General features: G+C 62.2%; 12 protein-coding genes. 5 read left to right on the forward strand and 7 right to left on the reverse strand.

From position 1 onward, the window contains the following. Window positions 1-116: 116 nt before the first annotated feature. Window positions 117-1,349, reverse strand: a complete 1,233-nt coding sequence (locus ACSQ3Z_RS17520; protein ID WP_436172572.1) for an MFS transporter — start codon at window positions 1,347-1,349, stop codon at window positions 117-119. A gap of 174 nt (window positions 1,350-1,523) precedes the next feature. Here ACSQ3Z_RS17520 and ACSQ3Z_RS17525 point away from each other — a divergent pair, with 174 nt between their 5' ends. Next, a complete protein-coding gene (locus ACSQ3Z_RS17525) occupies window positions 1,524-1,811 on the forward strand; it encodes a DUF3175 domain-containing protein (protein WP_436172573.1) in 288 nt (95 codons plus the stop codon). A gap of 145 nt (window positions 1,812-1,956) precedes the next feature. Here the strand turns inward: ACSQ3Z_RS17525 and ACSQ3Z_RS17530 are convergent, their stop codons facing one another. Then, window positions 1,957-3,609 (reverse strand): ABC transporter substrate-binding protein, encoded by a 1,653-nt coding sequence (locus ACSQ3Z_RS17530; RefSeq protein ID WP_436172574.1) that lies wholly within the window; start codon window positions 3,607-3,609, stop codon window positions 1,957-1,959. A 155-nt stretch (window positions 3,610-3,764) separates the two neighbouring features. Further along, on the reverse strand, window positions 3,765-5,762 hold the full coding sequence (locus ACSQ3Z_RS17535; protein ID WP_436172575.1) for an FAD-dependent oxidoreductase: 1,998 nt from the start codon (window positions 5,760-5,762) through the stop codon (window positions 3,765-3,767). 221 nt (window positions 5,763-5,983) lie between these two features. Between ACSQ3Z_RS17535 and ACSQ3Z_RS17540 the strand changes: the two genes are divergently transcribed. Further along, the gene (locus tag ACSQ3Z_RS17540; protein ID WP_436172576.1) at window positions 5,984-6,916 is read left to right on the forward strand and encodes a GlxA family transcriptional regulator; all 933 of its coding nucleotides are present in this window, start codon (window positions 5,984-5,986) and stop codon (window positions 6,914-6,916) included. Window positions 6,917-6,987: 71 nt separating this feature from the next. On the opposite strand, the gene ACSQ3Z_RS17545 is transcribed toward ACSQ3Z_RS17540, so the two are convergent. After that, on the reverse strand, window positions 6,988-7,764 hold the full coding sequence (locus ACSQ3Z_RS17545) for a FadR/GntR family transcriptional regulator (RefSeq protein WP_436173924.1): 777 nt from the start codon (window positions 7,762-7,764) through the stop codon (window positions 6,988-6,990). Window positions 7,765-7,872: 108 nt separating this feature from the next. Beyond that, entirely contained in the window at window positions 7,873-8,763 is an 891-nt protein-coding gene (locus tag ACSQ3Z_RS17550; protein ID WP_436172577.1) for an NAD-dependent epimerase/dehydratase family protein, read from the reverse strand. Between ACSQ3Z_RS17550 and ACSQ3Z_RS17555 the strand changes: the two genes are divergently transcribed. Next, the gene (locus tag ACSQ3Z_RS17555) at window positions 8,747-9,820 is read left to right on the forward strand and encodes an NAD(P)-dependent oxidoreductase (RefSeq protein ID WP_436173925.1); all 1,074 of its coding nucleotides are present in this window, start codon (window positions 8,747-8,749) and stop codon (window positions 9,818-9,820) included. The two genes, ACSQ3Z_RS17550 and ACSQ3Z_RS17555, sit on opposite strands and share 17 nt — an antisense overlap. Before the next feature lie 27 nt (window positions 9,821-9,847). On the opposite strand, the gene ACSQ3Z_RS17560 is transcribed toward ACSQ3Z_RS17555, so the two are convergent. Together ACSQ3Z_RS17560 and ACSQ3Z_RS17565 are read right to left on the reverse strand one after the other, a co-directional pair. Further along, a complete protein-coding gene (locus ACSQ3Z_RS17560; RefSeq protein WP_436172578.1) occupies window positions 9,848-10,645 on the reverse strand; it encodes a FadR/GntR family transcriptional regulator in 798 nt (265 codons plus the stop codon). A gap of 189 nt (window positions 10,646-10,834) precedes the next feature. Beyond that, entirely contained in the window at window positions 10,835-11,824 is a 990-nt protein-coding gene (locus ACSQ3Z_RS17565; RefSeq protein ID WP_436172579.1) for a sugar-binding protein, read from the reverse strand. Window positions 11,825-12,275: 451 nt separating this feature from the next. Here ACSQ3Z_RS17565 and ACSQ3Z_RS17570 point away from each other — a divergent pair, with 451 nt between their 5' ends. Both ACSQ3Z_RS17570 and ACSQ3Z_RS17575 read left to right on the forward strand, forming a co-directional pair. After that, a complete protein-coding gene (locus ACSQ3Z_RS17570) occupies window positions 12,276-13,019 on the forward strand; it encodes an ATP-binding cassette domain-containing protein (protein ID WP_006202797.1) in 744 nt (247 codons plus the stop codon). Between the two features lie 76 nt (window positions 13,020-13,095). Further along, window positions 13,096-14,094 carry an ABC transporter permease gene (locus ACSQ3Z_RS17575; protein ID WP_436172580.1) on the forward strand — a complete coding sequence of 333 codons (999 nt, stop codon included), beginning with the start codon at window positions 13,096-13,098 and terminating at the stop codon, window positions 14,092-14,094. The last annotated feature ends 66 nt before the right edge of the window (window positions 14,095-14,160 follow it).

Raw genomic sequence — 14,160 nt, forward strand, 5'->3', positions numbered from 1 at the left:
GCCATGTCCATTCCGGCTTCCCTCGCCACGTCAGCTTGGCGTCGCGCAGCGCTTGCCCATTGTCAAGCCAATGGCCCGGCTGGGCGGCTGGGATATCGAGCCGGTTGGCGTCAGCCTCAGGCCATCGCCACCGCGCTGCGCTGCGCCTTCCACATGAGGAGCAAAATGGCGGCAAGGTTCACCAGGTTCCAGGCGATGCCGTTGAGGAACGCGGCGGCATAGGAGCCGGTGAGGTCGTAGATCCAGCCCGACATCCAGCCGCCGACCGCCATGCCGAAGATGGTCGCCATCATGACGATGCCGACGCGCTGGCCGGCTTCCTTGGCAGGCATGTAGTCGCGCACGATGATCGCATAGCAAGGCACGATGCCGCCCTGCGACAGGCCGAAGACCAGCGACACGACGTAGAGCGAGGCAAGCCCGTCAAAGGGGATGTAGAACAGCAGCGACAGGCATTGCAGCACCGAGCCGATCAGCAGTGTCTTTACCGCACCGAAGCGATCGGCAAGGAAGCCGGACGCGAGCCGGCTGACCACGCCGGCCGCCAGCATGATCGACAGCATGTCGGCGCCATGCACCACGCCGTAGCCGAGATCCATGCAATAGGCGACGATATGGACCTGCGGCATCGACATCGCCATGCAGCAGCCGAAACCGGCGATCACCAGCAGCACCTGCAGAGCCGCAGGCGACAGCGAGATCGGCCGGACGGGCCGACTGCCGGGCGAACCAGGCGCGGCTTCGCGGGGCGCGCCGCGCCTCAGCATCAGCACCAGCGGCACCATGGTGGCGAGGCAGACGACGCCGATCGCGGCATAGGTGAAGCGCCAGCCTTCTTCCTTCATGAGCATCGGCATCACGAACGGCCAGATCGCGCCGGCGAGGTAGTTGCCGGAGGCCGCCGCTGTCACCGCGACGCCACGGCGGCGGCTGAACCAGTGCGAGATATCGGCGATCAGCGGGCCGAAGATCGCCGACGTGCCGACGCCGATCAGCAGCCCTTGGACAAGCGTGAACTGAAGGATCGATGTGGTCAGCGACGCCAAAAGGAAACCGGCGCCGAGCGCGATCGCCGCGATCAGCGCGGGGATCCAGTAGCCCATGCGGTCGATGGCGCGTCCGATCAGGACATTGCCGGCGGCGAAGCCGACCATGGTCGCGGTGTAGGGCACCGAAGCAGCGGCACGATCGACGCCGAATTCTGCCTGCACGGCGGGCAGCACCACGACCACCGCCCACATGCCGACGCCGCCGATCGTCGACAGCAGCATCGAAATGCCGAGCCGGGTCCATGCATAGGCGCTGTCGATACCAGGGCTACTTGCCTGGCTGGAGACGATTGGGGTCAAGGCGTTTCCTGTCCGCGCTGCTGCAGATCGACCGGTTCCGCGCCACTATCGGCGCATTCGCTGCTGCGAGCAGCGCCACGACCAGCAATTCCGTGACGCCAGGAATGCGGCTTCAGCGATTGCGGGAACCCGCCACACCGCCTGACGTTTCCCGACAAGCAAGGAGTTCCTGTCATGACAGCGAAAAGAAAATGGTCGGCCGAAGTGACCGAGCACAGCGATGCGATGGACCTTGAGGAGCACATCTTCGAATCCGATGACGCCAAGAAGATCGCGGCCTCGCTCAAGCGATCGGCCGAGCACAGCGACCGCCGCAAAGCCGAGCCGTTCCAGTCCGCCATGTCGATGCTGAATTTCTACATCAATCGCGCCGGCAAGAACCTGCCGCAGGAGCGCCGGAAGGTGCTGGAGGAGGCAAAGGACGAACTGCGCGCCGCGTTTGGGCGCCCAAAACAGGACTAAAGTAGCGGCCGCGAATTCTTCCTTCCGAAGAAAGGTCATTTCGCAGCCGCCACTTGGCCTCTAGCTCTTTGTTTTTCCGCAATTCCGGACGGAAAACCGCTATGCACTTTTCCTGGAATTGCTCTAAGTCAAGGATGGCAAAGCGTCAGGCCTGTTCCAGCCAGACCTTCTGCAGATCTATCTGGAATGTTGGGTGGATGGAGTAGTTCTTCACCTTCTCACTCATGTGATTGTAGAGCTTTTGCCAATAGGGCTGGATGATGATTCCCGAGTCCTGAATGATGGCCTCGACCTCCTTCATCACCTCACGGCGTTTTTCGGGGGCGCTCACCGACAGCGCCTCCTGGAGCTTCTTGTCGAACTCCGGATTGGAGTAGCTTGTCTCGTTCCAGGCCTCGCCGGAACGATAGGCCAACGCCAGAACCTGGACTCCAAGCGGGCGCATGTACCAAACCGTCAGGGAGTAAGGATACTTCGTCCAGTCGTTCCAGAAGGTCGAGCCAGGCAGGACCGTGCGCTTGACCTTGATGCCCGCGTCGCGAAGCTGGGCGGCGATCGCATCACCGGTGCTCTTGTTCCAATCATCGTCCACGGTGATCAGCTCATGCTCGAAATCGGCCTGGCCGGCCTCGGCCATGAGTTTCTTGGCCCCTTCCACATCGCGAGCTTTCTGAGGCAGGGGGAAGTATTCGGGATGAATTGGGCTGACATGATGATTTTCGCCCACTGTGCCGCGCCCGGCGTAGCCGAGTTGAAGCACGACGTTGTTGTCGACTGCCATCTGGAGCGCGTTGCGCACGCGCTTGTCGTCGTAGGGCTTTTGCGTGACGTTGGTGCGCGCAACGAGCGTAGTCGCCGTCTGGATTTCGGTTTTCTTGAGTCCAAGCCCGTCCAGGATCTCGACATAGTCCGCCCCGGTTTCATTGTTGAGATCGACCTCACCCGACTCGAAGGCGTTCACCATTGCGTTTGGATCGGTGCCGTAGTCGATGAACTCGACCCCATCGAGCAGCGCCTCTCCACCCCACCACTTGCCGTTCTCGCGCCGCTTGACGACTGCCTTTTGGCCAACGTCGTAGGAGACGAGCTCGAATGCACCCGTACCAATCGGTTTTACGGCCGGGTCGGCGCCATCGGCGTCAAAATTGCGGTGCACGACCAAGGCAGGATAATCGGTAAGGTTGGCGATGAGCGCAATATCCGAAGCGCCGAGCGAGAGCTTGACCGTGTGGTCATCGACCTTGGTAATGCCGCCCTCGCGCGCCTTGCCGGTGTTCTGGTCGATCAGGCTGTTGACGCGTGCCGCCATGGAATTGCCTGACGCCTTCTTGTCGCACCACCGGTTGAAATTGTAGACGACATCGTCGGCATTGAACGCGTCGCCATTGTTCCAGGTTACGCCCTTGCGGACATGGAGCACGTATTCGGTGGCGTCGCCGTTGACTTCCCAGCTCTCGAGAAGGACCGGCTCGAAAGTGAATTCGCGGGTGTACTTGACCAGCGGCTCCAGCCAGGTGCGACTGATATTGGCCATCTCGACCCAATCATAGGTACGCGGGTCCTTCTGTTGCTTCACGACCATGGCAACGCGAAGCGTTCCGCCCTTCTTGCCTTCCTCGGCAAAGGCGGGGACCGGCACTGCCAGGCCAACCATGCTGTAGGCCAGCGCAGTCGATGCGCCGAACGTGCTGGCCATGGCGAGGAACTCGCGCCGGTCCATAAGGCCCTCGCGAACGTCCTTGGCCATGCTCGTGACTGCTTCCGGTAAGCGGGTTCCGCCGCTTCTGAAAAACTTCATTTTGGATCTCCCATTGTTTGTGTCTAACGCATTGCCCAACCAATCGTTGAACCCCGGGATATTCCGCCCGGGTCTCGGATCTCAGGACCGTCACTGCACGAAAGCCGCGCCTGGTGGCCGAGGATCTGGTCTGCCATCTGGCAGTTGGCAGCAGTCTAGATGGATTGGCCGAGCACCCTCCCCTCGTAGATGGCCGCCACAGCTAGCCGCGGCGCCAAGGCGTCGCCGATTACCTTCGGCATCAGTGCGGGTATCTGCTCCGCGAGTTCGTCCAGCACCCATGTGTCCGAGACGTTGGTGGTCGCAAGAACGAGGGTGTCGGCCTTGATCACGGTTTCGGCCCCATCGAGATGGCACCTGACTGTCGCGCCGTCGCCGTGCCATTCCTTGACCACCGCGTCTGTTATCCAATCGCCGCCCGCAATCTTCAGCCGAGCTCGCGCAACGCCGTCGCTTTCCGTTCGCTGCAGGTAACGGCCGAGGAAGGGCCACGCCGTGACAACCGTCACACGGTGTCCGCGCGCTACGATTTCGAGGGCCGTGCCAAGCCCGCGCCAGTCGCCCGTGTCGTCGATGAGAAGGACATGGTCGCCCAGCCGCGCCGTCCTCGTCATCACGTCCTCGACGGACCAGACATTCGGCAAATCCACCCCTGACAGACGATCTTGCCCCGGCAAGCCGCGTTGGAAGCCTGTACCGGCAGGTTGCGAACCGGTCGCGATGACGATTTCATCGACGTCGTGCCCGGCGATCTCCGCAGCGTCGAGCGGCGCATTGAGCAGCACCCGTACGCCCAGCCTGGTCAACTGTCTTTCGTACCAATCGACCAACTCCACTATCTGCGACCGGCGCGGCTGCATGCCGGCCAGCCTGAATTGTCCGCCGAGCTGCGGGGCGGCTTCTGCGAGCGTCACGCTATGGCCGCGCTCGGCCGCGACTCGAGCCGCTTCGAGTCCTGCCGGTCCGCCTCCCACCACCAGCACGCGCTTCGGTGTTATGGCCGGGATGAAGGTGTCGCCTCCCCATTCGAATTCGCGGCCGGCCGACGGATTGACGAGGCACGAGATCCAGTAGTCTCTCGAGCGTCTTCCCCAGCACATTTGATTGCAGGAGATGCAGCCCCGGACCTCGGTGTCACGGCCGCTCGCCACTTTCTTGACCCAGTACGGATCCGCGATCTGGCCTCGCACGATACTGACCATGTCCGCCTGTCGCGATGATATGACCTCATTTGCGTTTTCGGGCGTTCGAATGTGGCTCTCTGCCTGGACGCGTATGTGCTTGCAGACCTCCTTCAGCGCCTGCGCATGAGGCGCGCCGAGTTTGTCGGCGAAGAGAAACGTGGGCATGACTGAGGCGTGGTCGAAATAGCTGCCGGTACCGCAAGTGATGTAGTCGATCAGAGCGCGCGTATCGTGGTACGCGGCGATTTCCTGGAGAAGTGCAGTACCCATCCCGACGTCGACCGAGGTATCGATGCTTGAGGCGAGCCCGATAATGAATTCGTCTCCAGCAGCCGCACGGATGCGCGAGGTGATCTCAGTCGAGAACCGCATCCTGTTCTCGAACGAGCCGCCCCATCGATCGTCGCGGCGGTTTGACCAGGGTAGCCAGAACTGCTCGATGAGCGAGTTGTAGGGCCCGAACAGTTCCACCCCATCGAAGCCACACGCCTTCGCCCGCACCGCCGCGCGAACGAAGCCCTCGATTATCTCCTCGATCTCAGCTTCTCGCATGCGGTGACTGCCGTCTCCGTCGTGATAGGACGGGAGCCCGGAGGGGGACCAGTTCGCGCTGTACGAATTGTCGAAATCCCCATGCTGTCCGACATGATAGAGCTGATGGACCATGACCGCTCCCTCGGCTTTGCATGCCTCGGTAATGGCCTTGAATCCGGGGATTACGGCGTCATCGTCATGGCGGAAATTGCCTCGTGTCAGACGGGCGGTCTGATGAACCGGCATCGGCTCGACCACGATCATGGCCGCGCCCCCTCGGGCGCGTTCCCGGTAGTAACCCAGGTGGCGCGAGCCGGGCAGCCCATCCTCTGCCATGTTCGCGGTGTGCGCACCGAAATTTATGCGATTGCGCAGCGTCTTGTGGCGCAATTGGAGCGGTTCGAGAACCCTATGAAAGGCCGGCTTCGCAGTCATGCTCAGTCTGTCCGGACTCGTGGACACAGGTTAGGTATGACTAATATGATAGCGGCGCGTGACACGGGAGGATTGTGATTCCGTCTCATTTTTCATAACATTTGAATCGGGAGGCGGATTGGGAGCGCGCGTTGACATCTACGCTAAGGGTGCCAAACCGAACGGCCCTTCCTTACCTTCGCGTCGGCTTGATCCTTTGTCCGAGCTTCACGCTGACGCCGATGGCCAGCTTTGTCGACGCTCTTCGACTTGCCGCGGACAAGCAGGACCATAGCCGCCAGATCTATTTCGCCTGGGACTTCATCGCGGCGGGGCCGTCACCCGTGCGCGCCAGCTGCGGACTGGAAATGACGCCGGCAGGGAACCTGGACGATCCCGAGGTCTACGATTGCATCGCGGTGTGTGGCGGTTTGATACCTGATCTTGCAGGCATTCATCCGGCGACGTTTGAGTATCTTCGTGCCGTGAACGCCCGCGGAATCCCTCTTATCGGTCTATGCACAGGCAGCTTCGTCCTGGCACAGGCAGGGCTCCTGGAGCATCGCGAATGCGCATTGCATTTCGATACTTTGGGCGAGTTCTTGAGCAGGTTCCCAAACAGCAATCCAGCGACGAGCCAGAATTATGTCATCGATGGCAACATCATCACATGCCCGGGCAGCATCGTCGCCATCGACATCGCGGCGTTCCTGATCGCGCGATACAGTGATGCGGGCCGGGCTCGAAAAGCACTGAACTATCTTCTCTTCAAACCGGAAGAATCTCGCATCGTCCTCAAGGCGAAGCCCTACGAGGAAGCCCTTGGCAGCGCCGCGCGGCTGACGGTGGAGGCCGTGAAGACGATGGAGACCCGCATCGATTCGCCATGTTCGATCGAGGATCTGGCGCTATCGCTGAACGCCACAAAAACACGATTGAACCGCGCCTTCCATGCCGACCTGCAGATGGCCCCTGCAGCGTTCTGGCGACAGATTCGCTTGATGGCGGCGCGCGAACTCCTGAACAGTCGGCGGCGCAGCGTGACCGAAATCGCCTACGAAACAGGTTTCAGCGACACCGCGCATTTCTGCAGCGCATTCAAGAAGCACTATTCGATGACTCCTCGGGAGTTCAGGCGAATTGTGCAGAAAGATGCTGTGGGATCAGGCGAATAGAGTGACGCAGCGACCACTCGGACCTTAGTCTGGCGCTGGCGGCGACGGGCGATGCCGGTCCGGGCTCGCGCCTATCTCGACTTGATGACGTCGTCGGTGTTGGCGAGCAGCTTGCGCACCGCGGCGCGCGCCGCATCCGGCCGCTGCAGGCGGATGTTCTTCTCGATCGCCTCGTGCAGCTTCTGCGCATGCTGCAGGTCGTCCAGCTCGCGCGTCGTATAGGCGAACAGATGATCGAACGCCGATTCGATCAGCACGCCGAGCGGCACCAGCAGGTCGTTGCCGGAAGCCCTCAATATGGCAAGGTGGAAGCGGGTGTCGGCGCGCGTGCGCTCCTGCAGGCTCGGGGCCTCGCCCATCTCCCGGCAGGCCTGGCTGATCTCGGCCATCTGCTCGTCGGTGCGCCGCATGGCGGCATAGGCGGTCGCCTCCGGCTCGATGATGTGGCGGAATTCCTGCACCGTCTTCAGGAACACTTCGCGGTCGGGCGAGGTCGCGTACCAGGCGAGCACGTCGCGGTCGAGCAGGTTCCAGCGCTCCTTCGGCTCGACCCAGCTGCCGATCTTGGGGCGGGACGCCAGAAGGCTCTTGGCCATCAGCATCTTGATCGCCTCGCGCACCGCCGAGCGGCTGACGTCGAAGGTCTCCGACCATTTGGCTTCATTGGGCAGGATGGTGCCTGGCGGATAGTCGCCGCGCACGATCCGAAGACCGATCTCGCTGGCCAAAGAGGCATGCACGCTGGAGCCCGGAATGCGCGCCGCATCGGCCCGGCGAACGGCAGCCGGACGCTCGGCGGATGCCGTCTTCGCCGGTGTCTTTTCGCTGTTCGGCTTGCCGTCCCGCATGTGTTTCACAAAGTCTGGATTTCGAAAGCTGTCAAGCCGCCGACATGCGCCGGAGCGCAATGCGGGCGGCTGTGCACAGATCAGTCCGGTATCATGCCCCTGCCGGGCCTATTTGACGTATTTGCGCCAGCTATGTTCGGGGCGGAAGCCGAGCATGTCGCGCGCCTTGCGGTTGGAGAGCAGCGTCTCGTATTCGCCGAGTTCGGCCTTGACCGCCACGTTGGGGTAGAAGCGCTGCAAAAGCTCCGCGGTCGGCAGATCGGACGAGGTGTCGTCATTGGCGGCGTTGAACACCTGGTAGCCGAGCCCGTCCTTCTCGACGGCGCGCAAGGTGATCTGGCCAAGGTCGCGCGCGTCGACATAGCTCCAGGCGATCCGCTTGCGGAGGCCCGGATCGGCAAACCATTTCGGGAACAGCGAATATTCATGCGGCTCGATGACGTTGCCGATGCGCAAGGCATAGATGTCGGTGCTGTTGCGCTGCGCGAACGCGCGCGCCGTCTGCTCGTTGACGACCTTGGACAGCGCGTAGCTGTCCATCGGATCGACGTCGTACTCCTCGTCGAGCGGAAAATATTTGGGGTCGCGCGGCTCGTTGGCGAACACCACGCCATAGGTCGTCTCGCTGGAGGCGATCACCACCTTGCGGATGCCGAGCTTCACCGCTGCTTCGATGACATTGTAGGTGCCGAGCGCGTTGATGCGGAACACCTCGTTGTCGGTCGTGATCATGATGCGCGGAATGGCGGCGAAATGCACCACGGCATCGACCGGCTGCGGACGCAGGGACGGGTCGAATTCGTGCAGGCCCATATAGCTGGACAGCGCGTTGAACACCTGGCCGCTGTCGGTGATGTCGGTGATCAAAGTGCGCACCTTGGGATTGTCGAGCGGCTTGGTGTCGATGTTGAGCACCTGGCAGCCATGCTCGACAAGATATTGCACGACATGGCGTCCAGCCTTGCCGCTGCCGCCGGTGAACATGATCCGCTTCGTCATTTTGCTCTCCACATTGCTTGGGGATTATGTGTATTGTCAGACAATATTGCATTCTGCAACCGCATGCGGCAAGAACGCCGGCGCCATTATCGATAATTTCCAGACAGGACGAAACGACATGAGCACGACTGCCGCCCGCGAGAAGATCGGTTTCATCGGCCTTGGCCTGATGGGGCACGGCATCGCCAAGAACATCGTCGACAAGGGCTATGCGCTGACATTCCTCGGCCGCAAGAACCGCAAGCCGGCGGAGGACCTGCTCGGCCGTGGTGCCAAGGAAGCGGCGACATCGAACGAGGTCGCCGCCGCATCCGACATCGTCTTCATCTGCGTCACCGGATCGCGCGAGGTCGAGGCCATCATACGCGGCCCCGGCGGGCTGAAGGAAGGCCTGAAGAAAGGCTCTGTCGTCGTAGATTGCTCGACATCGGATCCGGTCTCCACGATAGCCCTTGCCGCCGAGCTCGAGGCGCTTGGCGTCGACTATGTCGACGCGCCGCTCAGCCGCACGCCGAAGGAGGCCTGGGAAGGCACGCTCGACACCATGGTCGGAGCCTCCGACGCGCTCTTCGCCCGCATCAAGCCTGTGTTGGAGACTTGGGCCGGGCGCATCGTCCATATCGGCGGCACCGGCGACGGCCACCGCATGAAATTGCTCAACAATTTCATTTCGCTGGGCTATGCGGCGATCTATTCCGAAGCGCTTGCATTGGCCGAAAAGGTCGGCATCTCGCCGCCGCGTTTCGACAGTGTCATCCGCAACGGCCGCATGGATTGCGGCTTCTACCAGACCTTCATGCGCTGGACGCTGGAAGGCGATCGAGACGCCCATAAATTCACCATCGCCAACGCCTTCAAGGACCTCACCTATCTGGAATCGATGGCGGGCGCTGCCGGCATCGCCAATCCGCTCGGCAACGCCACCAAGAATTCATTCGCCGGCGCCTTCGCCGCCGGGCCAGCAGAACAGTTCGTGCCGATGCTGGCGACGCATGTCGCCAAGGTCAACGGCGTCGACCTGATGCCGAGCAAGGACGGCAAGAAGCAGGCGATCTGAGGCGCTCTCCTTGAGATCGCGAGCGTGTCACCGCCGCGATCGCCCGATCACTTCGTCGGTGTTGGCGAGCAGCCTGCGCACGGCGTTGCGCGCCGCATCAGGCCGCTGCAGCCGGATGTTCTTCTCGATCGCCTCGTGCAGTTTCTGCGCCAGACGCTGGTCGCTGGTCTCGCGGGTGACGAACACGAACAGGTGGTCGAGCGCCGATTCGATCAGCACGCCGAGCGGCACCAGCAGGTCGTTGCCGGAAGCACGCAGGATGGCAAGGTGGAAGCGCGTGTCGGCGCGCGTGCGCTCCTGCAAATTCGTCGCCTGCCCCATCTCCCGGCAGGCCTGGCTGATCTCCGCCATCTGTTCTTCGCTGCGCCGCATGGCGGCGTAGGCGCTGGCTTCCGGTTCGATGATGTGGCGGAATTCCTGCACGGTGCGCAGGAACAATTCGCGATCCGGAGCGGTCGCGTACCAGGCGAGCACGTCGCGGTCGAGCAGGTTCCAGCGCTCCTTCGGCTCTACCCAGCTGCCGATCTTGGGGCGCGAGGCCAGAAGGCTTTTCGCCATCAGCATCTTGATCGCCTCGCGCACCGCCGAGCGGCTGACATTGAAAGTTTCCGACCATTTGGCCTCGTTGGGCAGGATGGTGCCCGGCGGATAGTCGCCACGCACGATCCGAAGACCGATCTCGCTGGCCAGCGAGGCATGCACGCTGGAGCCCGGGTTCCATGCAACATCTGGCCGTCGAACGGCGACAGCGGGAGGGCTGGCTGGAGGGGGGCTGGCTGGCGCCCCTGCCCTGGCGGATCGCTTTCTTGACTTGTCGTCCGGCATCGGCGTTCCGGCATCGGCAGTCTGTCGCTGGGAAACTGTCCGGAATTGTCCGCGCTCGCTTATATCGTTGCCGAAAAGCAAAACCTGTGGGCGCGTCAAAGCCGGAGCATGCCGCCCCGACAATGCTGCCTTGTCCTTATTCCTGAGGAGTGACGGGGCGCCCTTCGAAGGGCGCCCCAAGATCGAGGCCTACTTCTGGATGCAGGTCTCGACCGTGTCCTTGGTGCATTCGTCGAGACCGGTGAACACCGGATCGGCGACGGCCTTGCCTTCGATCAGGTCGATCATCACCGATGGCGCCTTGTAGCCCATTTCGAACGGCCGCTGGCCGACCAGCGCAGTCACCAGTCCCTCCTTGGCAATCGCCACTTCGTCGCCGAGCGTGTCGGCGGCGCCGATGACGAAGGCATTGCTGGCGATCTTGTCGGCCATCGGCTTGAACAGGTCGCGGTAGGGCTGCGGAGCGCCGAACAGCGGCCAGCCGCCCATGATGCCGAAAGCGTCGAGATCCGGGTTCGCGGCGAGGATGTCGGTCATCGCCTGCACGCCCGCGGCGCCGTTGTCATTGGTGAACACCGGGCAGCCGGCGACTTCGGTCCAGCCACCTTCGCCGGCCAGTGCGGCGAGGCCTTCCTTGCCCGACAGTGCGTCGCGCATGCCTTGCGCACGGCGCAGGATGTTGTCGGCCGCCGGATTGCCTTCGATGGTGCAGATCTTGCCACCATTCGGCTTGCCCTTCTTGATGTACTCACCGATCTTGAAGCCCATCTGGTAGTTGTCGGTGCCGAGATAGGTCTTGCGCAGCGCCGCATCTTCCTTGGCAAGGTCGGCGTCGATGGTCATGATCGGAACCGACGGATTGGCGGTCTTGATCGTCTGCGCAATCAGCGGCGCGTTGGACGGCGAAATCGCCATCGCCACCGTATCGGGCTTGCTCAGCAGGTCCTGCACGATCTGGGCTTCGCCGGCCTCGTCGGAGGTCGAAGCCGGACCGGTGTAGAAGCATTCATACTCCGAGCTGGCGTTTTCCTTGTTCCATTTCTCGCAGCCCTGGTGGATCGCTTCGAAGAACGGATTGTCGAGCCCCTTCACGACGATAACGAGCTGTTTCTTGGCCAAAGCCGGCCCGGCGCCCAACGCCATGACGGCGGCAGCGGCGAGCAAAAGTGATTTCCTCATGTCAGTCCTCCCTTGAAACAGACGGGCACGGCGTGCCCGCCACACAGATCAACCCGGACCGAGCGATGACAGAAGGGTCGTTTCACGAGCACTCTTGCCGCAAGGCCAGGTCGATAAGCATTTCCAGATGCGGTCCTGGACGGCGCCCCCCAAAAGGGCATTGCCGAGTCCCGGGACCCATAACCTCCGCTGATCCCATCGGGCGAACCGGCCGATGGATCGGCATAATCTCCTCCGACGCTTAGCTAATATCGGCGCGCTGCCAACGTCAATTGCTATTTGTCCTACAAAACGGATTTTTGGAAAAACATGCGTTCAATTCGTCCGACAAATGATTGACGCTTGCATGAGCATTCGCGTAAATGCGTGAAATCGCCGTCCCCGGGAGGAGCTGGGGAGAGCGAGGCCGCGGCGGAGCCGCAGGCTGGAAACATGGGAGGCATGAAGGCTGGTGGCGGTTCTCGAACTCACCAACATCTCGAAGCATTTCGGCGCCATCCAGGCGGTCAACGACGTGTCGCTGTCGATCGAGCCCGGACAGGTCGTCGGCCTGATGGGCGACAACGGCGCCGGCAAGTCGACGCTGGTCAAAATGATCGCCGGCAATTTCCGACCGAGCCACGGCACCATGCAGATGGACGGCAAGGAACTGATCCTGCACAAGCCGGTGGAGGCGCGCCAGCACGGCATCGAGATCGTCCACCAGGACCTGGCGCTGTGCAACAATTTGACCGCCGCCGCCAACGTCTATCTCGGTCGCGAGTTGCGCCGAGGTGTCGGACCGTTCCGCATCCTCGACTATGCCGCGATGTACAAGCGCGCCGGTCAGATCTTCGCCGAGCTGAAGTCGGAGACCCGACCGCGCGACCTCGTCAAGCAGATGTCGGGTGGCCAGCGGCAGGCGGTGGCGATCGCCCGCACCATGTTGTCCCAGGCCAAGATCGTGCTGATGGACGAGCCGACGGCGGCGATTTCGGTGCGCCAGGTAGCCGAAGTGCTGAACCTGATCCGCCATCTGCGCGACCAGGGCATCGCGGTCGTGCTGATCAGCCACCGTATGCCCGACGTCTTTGACGTTGCCGACCGCGTCATCGTCATGCGGCGCGGCAGGAAGGTCGCCGACAAGACGATCGCGTCGAGTTCGCCCGAGGAAGTCACCGGGCTGATCACCGGCGCCATCGAACAGGTATTGTGAAATTGGTGCATTGGGAATTTCGCAGTTGCGAATGCGCCGGGTTGGTGCGGTCCGCCGCCGCCAGGAAAGGTCGATAATGGCAGTCACCCTTGATCAGACGATCGCGCAGAAACAGCACACCTTGCTGTCACGGATATTTGCCAGCCAGACCTTTTGGGTGGTGATCGCCGTCATCCTCGCTTGTCTGTTCCTGTCGTTTGCCACCGATGCCTTCGCCACGCAGAAGAACCTTTACAACATCACCCGCAACATCACCTTCGTCGCCATCATCGCGCTCGGCATGACCTTCGTCATCATCACCGGCGGCATCGACCTGTCGGTCGGCTCGGTGCTTTGCCTGTGCTCGATGGTGCTGGCGGTCACCATGCATGCCGGCTACGGCATCGAGGTCGGCATCGCCGTCTCGATCGCGACGGCACTGATCATCGGCGCCTTCAACGGCATATTGATCGCCTATCTCGGCTTTCCGCCCTTTGTGGTGACGCTCGGCATGCTGTCGATCGCGCGCAGTCTGGCCATGGTCGCCTCCAACAACACGGTCGTCTTCCAGTTCGGACCGGACCACGACAAGCTTCTGGCACTCGGCGGTGGCGCCTGGGTGTTCGGCATCGCCAACCCGGTGCTCTACATGATCCTGCTGGCGCTGATCACCGGCTTCACCTTGCGCTGGACCAAGTTTGGCCGCCACATCTTCGCCATCGGTGGCAATGAGCACGCGGCGACGCTGACCGGCGTTCCCGTGCGCCAGATCAAGGTCGCGGTCTATATGATCTCGGCGCTGGCGGCGGGCATCGCCGGCATCATCCAGACCGGCTGGCTGGGCGCCGTCACCACCAATCTCGGCACAGGCATGGAGCTTCAGGTGATCGCCGCCACCGTCATCGGCGGCGCCAATCTTGCCGGCGGTGTCGGCACCGCTTTTGGGGCCATCGTCGGCGCGGCGCTGATCGAGGTGATCCGCAACAGCCTTGGCCTGCTCGGCATCAATGCCTTTTGGCAAGGCGTGTTCATCGGCGGCGCCATCCTGCTGGCCGTGCTGTTCGACCGCATCCGCAACTTCAGGCGCAACGATTAGAGCCTGTTCCATCCCGATGGGGCTCTATCTTTTTGTTTGAGCATGATCTTTTCCGAAAACCGGTTC

Origin of the sequence: Mesorhizobium sp. LjNodule214 (genome assembly GCF_964252735.1) — a bacterium.
GTDB lineage: Bacteria > Pseudomonadota > Alphaproteobacteria > Rhizobiales > Rhizobiaceae > Mesorhizobium.